11 protein-coding genes and 2 pseudogenes are annotated in these 14,233 nt (G+C 58.5%); 11 read left to right on the top strand and 2 right to left on the bottom strand.

Features of this window, described 5'->3' with window-relative positions; all coding sequences use genetic code 11:
- The first annotated feature begins 137 nt into the window (after positions 1–137).
- Positions 138–593 carry a MarR family winged helix-turn-helix transcriptional regulator gene (locus PQ467_RS20900; protein ID WP_274176407.1) on the top strand — a complete coding sequence of 152 codons (456 nt, stop codon included), beginning with the start codon at positions 138–140 and terminating at the stop codon, positions 591–593.
- 168 nt (positions 594–761) lie between these two features.
- Here PQ467_RS20900 and PQ467_RS20895 read toward each other — a convergent pair whose 3' ends face one another.
- Together PQ467_RS20895 and PQ467_RS20890 are read right to left on the bottom strand one after the other, a co-directional pair.
- On the bottom strand, positions 762–1,262 hold the full coding sequence (locus PQ467_RS20895) for an aromatic-ring-hydroxylating dioxygenase subunit beta (RefSeq protein ID WP_274176406.1): 501 nt from the start codon (positions 1,260–1,262) through the stop codon (positions 762–764).
- Positions 1,259–2,596, bottom strand: coding sequence for an aromatic ring-hydroxylating oxygenase subunit alpha (locus tag PQ467_RS20890; RefSeq protein ID WP_274176405.1), 1,338 nt, complete (start codon positions 2,594–2,596; stop codon positions 1,259–1,261). The genes PQ467_RS20895 and PQ467_RS20890 overlap by 4 nt, the downstream gene beginning before the upstream one ends.
- Before the next feature lie 111 nt (positions 2,597–2,707).
- Between PQ467_RS20890 and PQ467_RS20885 the strand changes: the two genes are divergently transcribed.
- From PQ467_RS20885 to PQ467_RS20840, 10 genes and pseudogenes are all read left to right on the top strand, one after another.
- Positions 2,708–3,625 carry a LysR family transcriptional regulator gene (locus tag PQ467_RS20885; RefSeq protein ID WP_274176404.1) on the top strand — a complete coding sequence of 306 codons (918 nt, stop codon included), beginning with the start codon at positions 2,708–2,710 and terminating at the stop codon, positions 3,623–3,625.
- A 134-nt stretch (positions 3,626–3,759) separates the two neighbouring features.
- Positions 3,760–4,995, top strand: a complete 1,236-nt coding sequence (locus PQ467_RS20880) for an MFS transporter (RefSeq protein WP_274176403.1) — start codon at positions 3,760–3,762, stop codon at positions 4,993–4,995.
- A 63-nt stretch (positions 4,996–5,058) separates the two neighbouring features.
- Positions 5,059–6,072, top strand: coding sequence for a carbon-nitrogen hydrolase family protein (locus PQ467_RS20875; RefSeq protein WP_443193040.1), 1,014 nt, complete (start codon positions 5,059–5,061; stop codon positions 6,070–6,072).
- 245 nt (positions 6,073–6,317) lie between these two features.
- Positions 6,318–7,262 (top strand): helix-turn-helix domain-containing protein, encoded by a 945-nt coding sequence (locus PQ467_RS20870; RefSeq protein WP_274176401.1) that lies wholly within the window; start codon positions 6,318–6,320, stop codon positions 7,260–7,262.
- A gap of 123 nt (positions 7,263–7,385) precedes the next feature.
- Positions 7,386–9,830 carry a TonB-dependent receptor gene (locus tag PQ467_RS20865; protein ID WP_274176400.1) on the top strand — a complete coding sequence of 815 codons (2,445 nt, stop codon included), beginning with the start codon at positions 7,386–7,388 and terminating at the stop codon, positions 9,828–9,830.
- Between the two features lie 277 nt (positions 9,831–10,107).
- Positions 10,108–10,808, top strand: a pseudogene (locus tag PQ467_RS20860) (IS256 family transposase); the annotation flags it as partial.
- Positions 10,809–10,866: 58 nt separating this feature from the next.
- Positions 10,867–11,814, top strand: a complete 948-nt coding sequence (locus PQ467_RS20855; RefSeq protein ID WP_274176399.1) for an IS481 family transposase — start codon at positions 10,867–10,869, stop codon at positions 11,812–11,814.
- 73 nt (positions 11,815–11,887) lie between these two features.
- Positions 11,888–12,648, top strand: a protein-coding gene (locus PQ467_RS20850; RefSeq protein WP_443193022.1) for an IS5 family transposase whose coding sequence is annotated in 2 segments (ribosomal slippage) — positions 11,888–12,214 and positions 12,217–12,648 — 759 coding nt in all. Because the reading frame shifts where the segments join, the coding sequence is not laid out codon by codon here.
- Between the two features lie 73 nt (positions 12,649–12,721).
- The gene (locus tag PQ467_RS20845; RefSeq protein ID WP_274175425.1) at positions 12,722–13,669 is read left to right on the top strand and encodes an IS481 family transposase; all 948 of its coding nucleotides are present in this window, start codon (positions 12,722–12,724) and stop codon (positions 13,667–13,669) included.
- Positions 13,666–14,211, top strand: a pseudogene (locus tag PQ467_RS20840) (transposase); the annotation flags it as partial. The gene PQ467_RS20845 and the pseudogene PQ467_RS20840, both read left to right, overlap by 4 nt.
- Between the last annotated feature and the right edge of the window lie 22 nt (positions 14,212–14,233).

Genomic DNA, 14,233 nt, shown 5'->3' with positions numbered 1-14,233 from the left:
CCTTTGTCCATGCCAGCGGTTCCGGCTTCTCGGGGAGTTGGAACCTTCAATGCCAAATTGCTGCTGCAACTTGACTGACCCCGTTGGATGCCTGTTCATACGGCCGGTGGCGGTCCATGGCCGGTAAAAGGCGGCGAGTGGAGGCTCCGGTTCCAGCCGAAACGCGCAATTGGACCCGTGGGCTGGACGATGTAATCGCCTATCATCTGCGCCGCGCACAGGAGGCATCCTTTGCCGCCTATGCACGAAGCTTGGGCGAAATCCACATATGGCCCGGCTGGTATGCTCTGCTGCGTATCATTCACGATAATCCCGGCATCAACCAGACGGAACTGAGCGCCGCCACAGGGCGGGACAAATCCACGTTGACTGCCTCTCTGCGCGAGTTGGGCAAGGCCGGCCTGGTGGTGCGTGAGCGGGATGAGACGGACAGGCGTAATTTCCGCCTGACTCTGAGCGAAGCCGGGGAGACCCAGTTGTGCGATCTCGATGTGAAGGCCAGAGCTCATAATGACAGGATCGACGAGATCGTAGGGCCTGAAAACAGAGATAATTTTCTGGCGATCCTGAAGAAATTGTCCTTGCTGAGTTAAGAGTTAAACACCCCTTGCCAATGGGCGTTTTGTGAATCGTGATCAGCCATCGAAGGCGGGGATACGGCCTAATGCGATCGTTCCGATTGCACCGGAACGATTACTGCAGATTCCTGTTTTACCGCGTTTTCCGAGTCACCGGATGATTCCATCCGGTTCAAAAACGCTCTAGATCGAATAGATGTCCGATGATGTTGCGATGACATCATTGAGAAGGATGATCTTTTTTCTTGCGATCCGAATGCGTCCTTCTTCCATCCGCAAGTGATGTTCATACCTGCCGAACACATAATCGGTTCGGTTCATGCGCGTATCGTGGCGATGGCAAACAAAGGCCGAGCGAACCTCCGCCGTTGGCCTGTTGCCGGAGATGATCTCCACATTGCTGATCATGTGCAGGACTCTTGCCGGAGGCGTGGACGCGGTCGAGTGACCCGATGTCAGGCGCATGACCCGATCTTCGAGATTGCGCCGCCCTTTGTAGTAGATCAGCGACAACTCGCAATCGGGATCCTGCGTGGTCGTTACTTCATCGCGCCACGCCGGCATCCAGAATTCCATATCGGGCAGATACAATTCCAGCCATGCGTTGAATTGCCATGTGTCCAGCAGATAGGCTTCACGATGGAGCAGCGCTTTTGCCGCCTCAAGAGTGATGGTTGCGCTCATGCCGACAACTCCTGCTTCATGCGGTTGGCCCAAGCTCTGTAATAGCTGTGAAAAAGGGTTTCGTCGCAAAGCTGTGGGTCGGCCAGCACGCTACGTTCCGGATGCAGGCCAAGGAGATCGCCAAAGCGGTTCCCGCCCGGAACGCTGGCCGTCATGCCTCTTGCATAGCCCTGCAACCATCCGATTTTGCCTCCGCCATAGCCCATCTGGCAGTTTTCGTAGGATATCGTGTCATCGGGCGTTGCCATGCCGGTCGGGTTGAAAAAGTCCTCATATTGCCGAATGCGCTGACGGCGGGCGGCTGCGCTCTCGCCCTTTGGGGCGAGGCACCACGTGCGCATTTCGGTCAGGTTCGGAGCCAGTGGGCGAATGATCCGTAACTGGCTTGAGGCGTTTTCCGCGATTTGGAGGTTGGGAAAGATGGTCAGGTTGCGCATGTTGAACATCCAGTCCCGTTTCGCCTCACCATGGCGTTCGGCCAACTGGGCGGAACGGTCATAAAGCGGAGAGGCTGCTGTCACTCCGAACACGCCCCAGTTCAGCGCATGCCCGTTGACGAAGCTGAAGCTGCCGCCACCAATTCCGGTTGCGTCGTCTTTCCAGTAATCGCTGCTTTCCCAGACCGACGCCACGACGTCCTGATCGAATTCCTGCTGGCGCCGTTCCAGCACGCGAATATAGGATGGATGGGTCGAGGTGAAATGGTAGGCGTCTGAACAGTTTTCCAATTGCAGCTTCCAGTTGGCTGCGTAGGTGAAGGTGACCTGTCCCGGCACCAGTTCCAGCCCGCGTTCTCCCTCATCTGCCACCAGATCCAGCAATTTGGCCGCCTCGCCCAGATGATCTGTCAGTGGGGGCACGTCCGGTGTTAGGCTGCCAAACAGAAATCCGCGATAATTGGCAAAGTGGGGCAATCGGATCAGGCCATGATCGTCCTGATTAAAAGCATCGGAATAGCATCCTGCTCGTTTGCTCTTGATGGCCTTGTTGCGGCCCGCGCTGTCAAAGCTCCAGCTATGATAGGGGCAGACATGCAGGGCCGCGCTTCCCTGCCGAAGCTGGGCCAGGCGAGCCCCCTTGTGGCGGCAGGCATTGATGAAAGCGCCCAGTTCGCCTTGCCCGCTGCGCTGAACCAGCACCGAGACGCGGCCGATCTGGGTGGTGCAATAGTCATGCGGCTGCTCGGCCTGTGACGATAGGCCCAGGAATACCCAGCCGCCTTCGAAGATCGTCCTGATCTCGGCATCGAAGACGGCGCGGTCGGTGAAGATCGCCGGGTTGACCCGAAAGACCCCCTCATTGGGGCGATCATCGATATAGTCTGTGACGGCCACAGTTCTCTCTCCAGATATACCGGCCGTTTTATGGGGCCTTGTTGTCCCAAAGATCGCACACTGGATCATCGATACAATTGCATATTTGGGAAAAACTCATACGCTTGATGCATGACTTTCTCCGAACGCGAATTGCAGTGCTTTGTCGCCGTGGCGCAAACAGGCAGTCTGGGGCGGGCTGCGGCACAGGTTCATCTGGCCCAGCCCTCACTTAGCCGTCTTGTGCAACGGATGGAGGCGCAGTCGGGCCAGCCTCTCTTTGATCGCACCACGCGCGGCATGGTGTTGACGGATGCGGGCGAGGTGCTGTTTCGCCATGCTGGGCATCTGCTGGCTGATATGGACGACCTGCGCGATGAATTGGCCGCATTCCGGGGGCTGCGGCGGGGAACAGTCCGCGTGGGTGCGGTTGCGGCGGTCATGCGAGGGCTGGTCGTGAAGGCCGCTGCGCATATGCTGGAACTTAGCCCGGCCTTGAGGATCGAGGCGCGCGAGGACGTTAACAGCGCCTTGCTTCAGGCGCTGGAGCAGCGTGAAATTGACATCGCGCTGACTGCAGGTGAAATCAGGGACGAGGCGGTATCATGTATCGGGTGTTGCGATTACAGCGATGATTTCGCCGTTTTCTGTGCGCATGATCACCCTATTGACCACGCTCCGTCACTGGAGGACATTTTCGCCTGCCAATGGGTTATGCCTGGCGCCGCGTTCAGCCCCCGGGCGCGCTTCGAAGCGCTCGCACGGAGTCTGGGGCATAAGGTTTCGGTTGGCATGGAAACCCATTCGGTCGAGACAATGGCTGCCATGTGCGCGGCAAGTCGGTTGTTGTCCTGGCTTCCCGTCCCCTTGATGGCGGTCAATATGGAGCAGGACAAAGTCAGGCGTCTTGACGTGCCATCACTCGAATTGCGGCGTCATTTCTGGGTCTATCGCCGCAGTCGCGGTTTGCTGAGCGATGCCACTCGTGAATTTCTGCGCTACCTGCCTTTGCGTGAACGGCCCATCGAGCATGGCGCCAACCTGTTTTGAAGACCTGCAGGACGGTTGCTTGCGATAAAGGGCCGCCCAGTGCCAATGATCGTGCCGTTGCAGCCAATCCGCTTCGCATTGCGCACATTATCCCATGAACTGATGCCATTGCGCGCAGGGCTCGGGAGAAATTCATGCATAATGCTTCCCATCACATTAGACAGAGCGATGAATGCCCTGCTTATGAAGTCAAGGTAGTCGCCCTGCTTGCGTTGGGTTTCGGGCTCGTAGGGCTTGATCGTTGGCTGGTGACGCCTCTTGCGCCGCAAATCATGCAGGATCTCAAATTCGATTACCAGGATCTGGGGGCGCTGGCTTCGGCGGTTGGGCTTTCCTGGGGCGTGTTTGCGATTGCCATGGGCCGTTTGGCTGATCGCGTCGGTCGGCGGATTATCATCATACCGGCAATCATCGGCTTTTCGTTGATGTCGGGACTAAGTGGTCTGGCAAATGGCTTTGCCACGCTGTTTCTGGCCCGATTGGCTATGGGGGTGGCTGAAGGGGCCTATTGCCCTTCAAGCTATGCCGCTGCGCTCGATGCCTCGCCACCTCAGCGCAGAGGGCTGAATCTGGGGATCATCAGCTCTGCCTTTGCACTGTTTGGCCTCGCCTTGGGGCCGATCATTGCCACGCAACTGGTGCTGGTGCTGCCCTCGTGGCGAGACGTGTTCATGCTGGTGGCTGTGCCCGGATTGTTGTTGGCGCTGGTCCTGGCGCGTGTGTTGCGTGAAACGCCGGTTGCGGCTGTTAAGACGGACAGACCACAGCAGAACAGCGGATGGCTGGCCGTGCTGCGCTATGCGAACATGCGCGTGGTCCTGCCGGTGATCTGCTGTTCGATGAGCGGCGTATTTGTATTGGGCGTGATGACCCCATTGTTCCTGACAGATGTCGCGCATTTGCCAACGGCAACGATGGGCATGGTGATGTCCGGTCTGGGTTTCGGCGGGTTTGCCGGACAGATCGCGGTGGGGGCCGCGTCAGACCGGCTTGGGCGCAGGCGCTCGCTGGCAGGTGCCTTCCTCCTGGGGGCCATTGCGTTGCTGCTGCTGGCCCTAGGCGGGTTTGGTCCGACAGGCCTGTTTGCAACATTGTTTCTTGCGGCCTTTGCCTGCTGCGGAGCCAACGCTTTGCTTGCGGGCCCGGTTCCCGGCGAATCGGTGCCGCCTGAGATGGTTTCAAGCGCCATGGGCCTTGCCATTGGCGTGGGGGAAATCTTTGGCGGCGGTATCGCTCCGGCCATTGGCGGTTTCATTGCCCAGCATGCCGGTTTGGTTGTCACGCTGGTGGCGGTGTCCGGCGTGCTTACCGTGGGCGCGATGATGACCGCCTTGCTGGCGGAAACGGCCCCGCAGTTCCAGCGTAATTGAAAGACTTTGCTGGTCGGCGGACGGTTAACCTGCCGACTTTGCAGCAACAAGATGGAGAGAGAAATGACATTGTCGCAGCCATTTAAGGCCGCTGCCGTTCAGGCTGCGCCTGAATTCCTCGATCTGGCCGGCACGGTGGATAAGACGATAGCCTTGATCGAACAGGCCGCACAACAGGACGTGAAGTTGTTAGCCTTTCCTGAAGCGTGGTTGCCCGGTTATCCCTTCTGGTCGTGGCTGGGCTCGCAGGCATGGGGCATGCAGTTCGTCGGGCGCTACCATGCCAATTCGATCGAGCGCGATGGCCCGGAAATGGAAGCCATCGCCGCTGCGGCCGCGAGGGCGGGGATGACTGTGGTGCTGGGCACAAGCGAGCGGGATCATGGTTCGCTCTACCTTGGCCAGACCATCATTGCCGGCGACGGATCGATCCTGGCCCACCGCCGCAAGTTGCGTCCTACCCATGTCGAACGCTCGGTCTTCGGCGATGGCGACGGCAGCGATCTGAGGGTTCACGCCACCGAACTGGGCCGGTTGGGGGCGCTGTGTTGCTGGGAACATCTTCAGCCGCTCGTCAAATACGCAATGTTTGCCCAGCACGAACAGATCCACATCGCATCCTGGCCTGCCTTTTCGCTTTACGAGGGCAAGGCCTACGCATTGGGTGCCGATCTCAACAGCGCGGTAACCCAGGTCTATGCCGCAGAGGGCCAGTGCTTCGTGATTGCCGCGACCATGGTGGTCACGCCCAAAATTCAGGCCATGTTGTGCGATGAACCGGCAAAGGCGGACCTTTTGCCTCTTGGCGGCGGGTGCTCGATGATTTTCGGCCCAGATGGCGCGCCCTTGGCTCAGCGCATCGCTCCGACCGAGGAAGGGCTGGTGATTGCAGAGATCGACACGTCACTCATCGCCTATGCAAAGGCAGCGGCCGATCCGATCGGCCATTATGCAAGGCCGGATGTTTTTCAGGTGCTGTTTGACGACCGTCCACGCAGCCGCTTTACCCGTGCTTCAATTTGCGACAAGGCCGACGCTGATGCACAGGTCGATGTGGGAGACGACAGCGGCTTGTGAAAGGGCGCCGATCTTCATGACAGTCTCGCCAGGAAACAGGCATGAAGGGAAATTGCCTTTGCATCCGGTCATCGGACCTATAATGTGAATAACCGAGCACAGGGATGCATCACGGCAAAGAAGGCTGGTGAGAAGCGACAGGATGGCTGGCATAGCGGGACACATGCCGCATCCGGATCTGCCATATTAGGCGCCGTGAGAGTACCGGAAAAACGGGTGCTTTAGCCGATCGAATGGGGGCTGCCATGCAATGCACCGAAGTTGGTCGTATCAATGTTACAAGAGATCATCGGCAGTGGCGTGACGCGGTTTGCGAAGCGTTGATCGATCTTGATGTCTGCATCGACAAGGATACGCCGTTTCAGGGAGCCATGCGGCTGCGCAATCTGCACGACACGCTGGTCATGGATGTGCAGGCGACCGCACATTCAGTGACCCGCGACAAGTCACGTATCGGGCGCTCGCATGATGATTATGTATTGCTCAGCCGTATCAGTTCCGGCAGCGCGATGCTCTCCCAGAACGGACGAGACGCCATTTTGGGATCTGGTGATTTTGCCATCTACGACACTGCCGCGACCTATCACATCGGCCTTCGCCAGCCCTTCGAAATGACGGTGATGCGCATAGAGCGCGACCGTTTTTCCCATCTTGTGGGCAACGTCGGTGATCTGACCGCCATTCCCGTTCGCGGGGACAGCGGCACGGGGCGGGTGGCGTCCTTGTTGATCGGGGAGGTTTGTCGCGAGTTGGATGCCATTGGCGATGCCACCATGCGACAGATGCGGGATACGATGTTGGGCATGGTCGCTGCCGCACTTTCCGAAATTCGCGAAGGGCCTGTACGCACCACCAGCCAACCGCGCTATCTCTTGATTCAGCGCGCCATGCGGCTGGTTGAAGACGAACTGGGCAACGAATCGCTTTCGTGTGAATTTGTGGCGCAGCGATTGGGCATTTCGGGGCGCTATTTGCGCAAGCTGTTTGCGGACCAGGGGCGACCGCTTTCCGATTTCATCTGGGAAAGGCGTCTGGTTGCGGCGCATAATCAATTGGCGACGCAACGGTCGGTTCAGCGCAGCATTACCTCGATCGCTTTTGATTGCGGCTTTAAGGATTCGGCTCATTTCAGCCGTGCGTTTCGCGCCCGCTTTGGCATCAGCCCCCGCGATTTTCGGGGCAATCGCTAAACATTCCTGACCGCTGGCGACAAAAGAAGGGGCCGCAACAAGCAATCGCCCGGCAATCAGACATGACACTGTTTTCCCCTGTGAGGAGAGGTCGAACCAAGCCTAACTCAGGGGAGCTACAATATGAGGAAGAGATTCAGTTTTCTGGTGGCAAGTGCGCTTGTACCGTTAACGCCGGCCTGGGCACAGGAAACCCCGGCCCAGCCAAAGCAGGAAAGCGCCGTCGGCGAAATTGTGGTGACGGCCCAGCATCGATCGGAGAATATCCAGAAGGTTCCGATCGCCATTTCTGCCTTCAGCAATGAAACCTTGCGTCAGCGTGGCTTGACCAACATCGGTCAGATTTCGTCCTTCACGCCCAATGTTGACATAAAGAACACGTCCGGCTTTGCGGGTTCATCGCAGATCCTCGTCGCATCGGTTCGTGGGGTGGGGCAGAATGACTTTGCCTTCAATCTGGAACCGGGCGTTGGCGTCTATATCGATGGCGTCTATTTTGCCCGTTCCTTGGGTGCAGTGGCCGATTTGCTTGATCTGGAGCGGATCGAGGTGCTCAAGGGGCCGCAAGGCACGCTGTTTGGACGAAATACGATCGGCGGCGCACTGAACATCGTTACCCGCGATCCTGGCAAGGATTTCAAATATGCCTTTGAACTGACGGGCGGCAGTTTCAACCGCACCGATGTGCGCGGATCGGTTGATGTGCCGCTGATCGGTGACCAGTTGTTCTCGCAGGTTTCCTTCTCTTACAAGCGGCGCGACGGCTATCAGAAGCGCATTGCCTTCCCCGGCGTGATCGGCACCAGCGACCTGGGCCAGTTTCGAACTGCCGGAGCCCCCGGCGGCTTTGATACGCAGGGCGGTGAAAACGCGATCAATCTGCGCGGCAAGCTGAAATGGGTTCCCAGCGCCCGCTTCAACCTCTTGATTAGCGCCGACTATACGAATGCGGATCAGGCAGCACGTCCGTCCACCTTGATCAAGACCTTTGCCGGGCCCACCGATGGCACCTTGCTGGCCGCCTACAACGGCTGCATTTTTGGTGCAGCGCCCGCATTCATCTGCAGCAATCGTGGGACGGTCGGGACCAGCTACTTTGGCGTCAATACCGACAGCAACCCCAACAACAACCGCCTTCCGATCAGTGATGCCTTGCTGACCGGCAATATCGACACCAGCTATGCCCGCGGCAGCAATTTCGACATCCTGAAAGCTGGGGGCGTTTCGGCCACTGCCAATCTGACGCTGACGGACACGACTTCCGTGAAGTCGATCACAGCCTATCGTGCTTTGCATTCGCGTTTTGGCAGTGAGAATGCTGCCGCGCCGATAGTGGTGAACGATGCCTCTTTCGACATGAACCAGTCGCAATTTTCGCAGGAATTGCAGGTCAGTAACAACGCTCTCAACAATCGTCTGAAGAGCATCGTCGGCCTTTATTACTTCATGGAAGATGGCGATCTGACCGACAGCCCCGTGTTCGCCGAAGGTCTGGTGCAGGTCTATGGCTACAACCATTTCAGCAACCTGGCTTTCGCCGCTTTTGCGCATGAGCATTTTGATGTCACCGACAAGTTCGGTCTGACCTTTGGTATGCGCTATACTAAGGAAAATAAGGAGTTTGAAGGCTTTCAGAAGGATCTGAACTCTTTCTTCCTGCGTGGGCGCGGAGTGGACCCCACCGCTCTTCCTCTATCGCCCGCCGTTTTGGCCATTCTGCCCGACCCTACCGATCCCACGCGCGTCTACCCGGTTGGCAAGAACAAGCTGTCGTTCAGTAACGTGTCGTTCAAGGCCGGGGCTGAGTACAAATTCTCGTCCGATCTGATGACGTATTATTCGTTCTCGCAGGGGTTCAAGTCGGGTGGTTGGACCACGCGTTTGCTTGACGTCATATCACCGCCGAACGACATCAGTCAGCTGACCTTCCGGCCCGAGACGGCCAATACGCATGAGCTTGGTCTGAAATCCACGCTCCTCAATCGCAAGCTGCGTCTCAATCTGGCGGCCTTCAGCACCGATTATGACAACATGCAGGTTACGGTCTACAATGGCCTTTCACCCGTATTCAAAAATGGCGGCAAGGCCACGATCCGCGGCTTTGAGGCCGAGGCGCAGGCGAAGCTGGGCGAATTGTCGATCAACGGCAGCGTCGGCTATCTGGATGCCTATTATCGCCAGCTCAGCCCCGGCGTGACATTCGCGGCAAGCAACAAGCTGGTCAATACCCCCGAATGGTCGGCCGCTCTTGGTGGGTTTTGGCGGCACGCTCTGGCAAACGGCAGCGCACTCTCTCTGGCCGCCGATTATAGCTACAAGAGCAACGTTCATCCTGATGCGGAAAATTCGCGTTACCTTCAGTCGGGCAATGTCGGCATTCTGGATGGCTCGATTGGGTATACCGGCAGGGATGAGCGCTGGAGCCTGACCTTGGGCGTGCGCAATCTGACCGATAAGCGCTTTGTCGTTGGCGGGTTTGATCAATCCTCCCCCGGCAGTGTAGGCTTTGTATCCGCAACCTATAGTCCACCTCGCCAGTGGTATCTCACCTTGCGGGTTCACGACTGACCAGTTGTACAGCCTGAGTTGTTATGAGGTGTTGGGTTGGACGGCTACCAACGGCATCGCGATGTGCCAAGGTGATGTCGTTGTAGGACTCACACGAGGGGACCGCCCATGGAACGTTAGCGTCCGTGCTTGTGGTGTAATTTCTGGTGTAGATTGAGGCGATCACCTGGTGTGGGGGCATGCCCCCACACCAGGTGATTTCGATCTCGGTGGCCACCGGGCTCATCGGTAAGGTGGAGTTACCACACTTCACACGCCCACCGAGGAGTTGATCCCGATGACCGACGACAGACTACCGCTTGCCGAGCTGATGGCGAAGACCGGAGATGGAGATTTTCTGCGTACGATCGCTGAGAGTGTTTTGCAGATCATCATGGAGGCCGACGTTGACGGCCTGGTCGGCGCTGGCCGCCATGAACGATCTGGCGACCGGACGACCTGGCGCAATGGCGACCGCGACCGCAGCCTTGATACCCGGCTCGGCACGCTCAACCTCAAGATCCCCAAACTGCGGGCTGGTGCCTATTTTCCCGGCTTTCTGGAACCGAGGAAGACCGTGGAGAAGGCGCTGGTCGCGGTGATACAGGAGGCGTGGATTGCCGGCGTCAGCACCCGGCGTGTCGATGAACTGGTCCGGGCGATGGGTATGACCGGCATTTCGAAGTCGTCGGTGTCGAAGCTCTGCCCCCAGCTTTGTGGAACGCAAAGCGTTCCTGATGGGACATCGACGAGCGTGTCCATGCTTTCCTGAAGCGCCCGCTCACCGGCGATTGGCCCTACCTCTGGCTCGACGCTGCCTACCTCAAGGTGCGCGAGGGCGGGCGGATCGTCAGCGTCGCCGCGATAATCGCCGTGGCCGTCAACACGGAGGGCAAGCGCGAGATTGTCGGCCTGCACATCGGCCCTTCCGAGGCTGAGGTGTTCTGGTCCGACTTCCTCAAGGACTTAGCACGCCGCGGACTGACTGGCGTGAAGCTAGGTGTTTAGTCCCAGCATGTGATGGTGTAGATTTATCGTCATCACAGCGGAGGGAGTTATGGGCCAGGTTCTCCATGGCAGCGCCAAGACCACGCACGCCATTCGAGCAGAGCTACAGCGATCGAAAGCTTCGGTCGCGAGCCTCGCCAAGAAGTACGCGATCAACGAAAAGACAGTCTTGAAGTGGCGAAGCCGTCAGTCGGTCGAGGACAAACCGATGGGCCCCAAAGAGCCACGCAGCACCGTCCTCTCACCCATGGAGGAAGCGGCCATTGTGGCCCTGCGAGTTCAGGCCCGGCTGCCGCTCGACGATGTCTATATCGCCTTGAAGGACGTGATCCCCCATCTGACGCGCTCCTCCCTGCATCGCTGCTTGCAACGACACGGCATCTCCCGGCTTCCCAAGGCGGATCGCGAGAAACCCAAGAAGTTCAAGACCTACGAGATCGGCTACTTTCACATCGACATCGCGGAATTGCACTATGAAGGCGGCAAGGCCTGCCTCTATGTCGCTGTCGATCGCACCTCCAAACTGGTCTTTGCCCGCCTCTACCGCAGAGCCACGAAAATGGTCGCGGCCGGCTTTCTCAAGGCGCTGATCAGAACCGTGCCCTACCGTATCCACACCATCCTGACCGACAACGGGGTCCAGTTTGCCCAAACCGAACGCGGCACAGGCCTGACCTTTCCGCATATTTTCGGACGCGTATGCCGGGAAAACGGCATCGAGCATCGGCTTACCAAACCCTATCACCCATGGACCAACGGTCAGGCAGAGCGCATGGTTCGCACTATCAAGGAAGCGACCGTCAAATCCTTCCACTATGCCTCGATCATCGAACTGCGCAGGCACGTCCGCGATTGGCTGGTTGCCTACAACTTTGCCAAGCAACTCAAGGCTCTCCGCTTCAAAACGCCATACGAGGCCATCGAGCAGGTCTGGAAATCCAAGCCAGAGGTCTTTATCGTAGAACCGCACCATCACATGCTGGGACTAAACAACTAGGGCGTAAACTCATAAAGCGAGTTGCGTTTGCGGGCATTGCGTGATTCAGGAGTTACCCAGAAAGGGGAGACGGATGGCGCGGCGGCGATACGAACTGACGGACAAAGAGTGGCTGATCATAGAGCCTCTGCTGCCCAACAAGCCACGTGGCGTGCCCCGGGTTGATGATCGGCGGGTGCTGAACGGGATCCTGTGGCGGTTTCGATCCGGTTCGCCCTGGGCGGAAGTCCCCGAGCGCTACGGCCCCTCGACCACCTGCTACAATCGGTTTGTGCGTTGGCGCAAGGCCGGGGTCTGGGACCGGCTGCTTTCTGCGGTTCCTGCGGGCTTCAATGGCGAATTGGTGATGATCGATTCCACCTGCGTGCGCGTCCACCAGCATGGTGCGACCGCTAAAAAAGGGGATCATTCGATCATGGCATGGGACGTTCCCGGGGCGGCCTTACCAGCAAGCTCCATGCTCTTGTCGACGCTGAAGGACGTCCTGTCGGCCTGCGATTGACCGGCGGGCAGGTTCATGATGCCTGCGAAGCCGAAGCCCTGATCGCCGACATTCCCGAGGGCGCCACGCTGCTGGGCGACAAGGGCTATGACAGCAACGCCATCAGAGAAGCCGCTGCGGCGCGAGGCGTGTGGGCCAACATCCCCAACCGCTCCAACCGCACGCAGCGCTACGGATTCTCGTCATGGCTCTACCGCCAGCGCAACCTCGTCGAACGCTTCTTCAATCGGATCAAGCAGTTCCGAGGCATCGCAACCCGCTACGACAAGGATCCCGCCAATTTCATGGCTGCCGTCAAACTCGTCTGCGCACGCATCTGGTGCGCAGCGTAATGAGTCCACGCCCTAGGTGTTTAGTCCCAGCATGTGATGGTGTAGATTTATCGTCATCACAGCGGAGGGAGTTATGGGCCAGGTTCTCCATGGCAGCGCCAAGACCACGCACGCCATTCGAGCAGAGCTACAGCGATCGAAAGCTTCGGTCGCGAGCCTCGCCAAGAAGTACGCGATCAACGAAAAGACAGTCTTGAAGTGGCGAAGCCGTCAGTCGGTCGAGGACAAACCGATGGGCCCCAAAGAGCCACGCAGCACCGTCCTCTCGCCCATGGAGGAAGCGGCCATTGTGGCCCTGCGAGTTCAGGCCCGACTGCCGCTCGACGATGTCTATATCGCCTTGAAGGACGTGATCCCCCATCTGACGCGCTCCTCCCTGCATCGCTGCTTGCAACGACACGGCATCTCCCGGCTTCCCAAGGCGGATCGCGAGAAACCCAAGAAGTTCAAGACCTACGAGATCGGCTACTTTCACATCGACATCGCGGAATTGCACTATGAAGGCGGCAAGGCCTGCCTCTATGTCGCTGTCGATCGCACCTCCAAACTGGTCTTTGCCCGCCTCTACCGCAGAGCCACGAAAATGGTCGCGGCCGGCTTTCTCAAGGCGCTGATCAGAACCGTGCCCTACCGTATCCACACCATCCTGACCGACAACGGGGTCCAGTTTGCCCAAACCGAACGCGGCACAGGCCTGACCTTTCCGCATATTTTCGGACGCGTATGCCGGGAAAACGGCATCGAGCATCGGCTTACCAAACCCTATCACCCATGGACCAACGGTCAGGCAGAGCGCATGGTTCGCACTATCAAGGAAGCGACCGTCAAATCCTTCCACTATGCCTCGATCATCGAACTGCGCAGGCACGTCCGCGATTGGCTGGTTGCCTACAACTTTGCCAAGCAACTCAAGGCTCTCCGCTTCAAAACGCCATACGAGGCCATCGAGCAGGTCTGGAAATCCAAGCCAGAGGTCTTTATCGTAGAACCGCACCATCACATGCTGGGACTAAACACCTAGTGATCTCCGATGTCCACGAGGGCCTCAAGGCGGCGATCACGCGCGTGCTCAGCGCCACATGGCAACGCTGCCGCGTCCACTTCATGCGCAATGCGCTGGCCTATGTGCCCAAGGGCCAGAACACCGTGGTTGCCGCTGCCATCCGCCAGGTCTTCCTCCAGCCCGACCACGCCGCCGCGACACAGGTCTGGCGCCAAGTCGCCGACCAGTTGCGTGTCCGCTGGCCAAAGCTGGGCGTCTGCATGGACGACGCCGAGCACGATGTGCTCGCCTACATGACCTTCCCCGAGCAGCACCGGGTCAAACCGCATTCTACCAACCCGCTGGAACGGCTTAACAAGCAAGTTAAGCGCCGCGCCGATGTGGTCGGCATCTTCCCAAACGAGGATAGCATTATCCGCCTCGTCGGAGCCATCCTGCTCGAGCAGAACGACCAATACCAGCTCCAGCACCGCTCCATGCAAATCGAGGGCATGGTCGCCCTTGCCACACCAACGAACGAGGAGGTTCAGCCGCTAAAGATCACACCCAAGGCCGCCTGAAAATGCAGCCCGCTGGCCACAC

This window comes from Novosphingobium sp. KACC 22771, from assembly GCF_028736195.1.
Taxonomy (GTDB): Bacteria; Pseudomonadota; Alphaproteobacteria; order Sphingomonadales; family Sphingomonadaceae; genus Novosphingobium.
This window is presented reverse-complemented; position numbering and strand designations above follow the sequence as displayed.